This window comes from Paenibacillus sp. P4_A7 (assembly GCF_056402455.1).
Map to the genome: position 1 here is coordinate 1 of NZ_JBFUHJ010000796.1, position 1184 is coordinate 1184.

Annotated in this window: 2 protein-coding genes; both read left to right on the top strand. The window is 35.7% G+C overall.

Annotation, left to right across the window (positions count from 1 at the left end):
- A partial coding sequence (locus tag AC1DWN_RS34060; RefSeq protein WP_477563234.1) for an aminoglycoside phosphotransferase family protein occupies positions 1-607 on the top strand: 607 nt, incomplete at its 5' end.
- A 55-nt stretch (positions 608-662) separates the two neighbouring features.
- Positions 663-1184 (top strand): GNAT family N-acetyltransferase (locus AC1DWN_RS34065; RefSeq protein ID WP_477563235.1); only part of this gene is annotated, 522 nt, incomplete at its 3' end.

Sequence of the window (1184 nt, forward strand, 5' to 3'; positions counted from 1 at the left end):
ACATTATACAGACCAAGAACAATTCCAAATTGGCGTGGATGCAGGGAAGGATCTAGCTAAAATGCATTTGCTAAAGGCTCCCGACACTGTCGAGCCATGGAGTACACGAGCAATTAATAAGCATAACCGCTATCTTGAAGCCTATAAAACATGTGGAATTAAAATAGTGGATGATTATAAAATTCTGGACTTTATTAATGAAAACATGAAGTACCTTGAGAATCGTCCTAATCAATTCCAACATGATGACTTTCATGTCGGAAATATCATTCTTAAGGATAAAAAATATAAGGGTGTTATTGATTTCAATAATCATGACTGGGGCGATCCGATTCACGACTTTCATAAGTTAGCGTTACTGAACAGAGAGGTAAGTATCCCTTTTTCAGTTGGTCAGATATCTGGATATTACGAAAATAGTAAGATGCCTGAACACTTTTGGACTATTTATTGCCTATATGTTGCCATGGGCGTTTTTTCAGTCATAGCTTGGTCAATTAGGTTTACACCCCATCGAATTGAAAAAGAGGTTGAACGTTTGTACAATATATTGGAGGATCATAAATATGAGCTTCTTGAACCAAAGTGGTTTAGTGATTACAAATAAGGATACACCATATTGAGGTATGACTTTCAAACTGAAAAGGTGGTTGGTGCATTTGATGAATCTTGATTTTCCAAAAGTAGAGACAGCGGAAGAAGTGTCGGTTTTAGCTCAATTGGCATCTGAGATTTGGTATGACTATTATGTAAGCATCATATCTAAGGAACAAATCGATTATATGGTGGAAAAATTTCAATCCGTTCAAGCGATAACAAATCAGATTGAAAATCAAGGTTATCAATATTGTTTTATGAACATTAATGGCAATAATATCGGCTATTTAGGGATGAAGCAAGAAGAGGGCAAGCTGTTTTTAAGCAAGTTTTACATACAAAAAGAGCATCGAGGAAAAGGTTATGCAAGTCAGGCTATGGAGTTTTTGGTTGAGATATGCAAAGACCGAAGACTAGGTATTATATGGCTTACGGTAAATCGCTATAATGATGCCACTATTGCTGTTTATGAGAAAAAAGGATTTAGAACAGTAAACACTTTGGCTGCTGATATAGGAAATGGATTTGTTATGGATGATCATATCATGGAGAAAAAAATTGAATTGGAAGATGTCGTAGGACAAGAG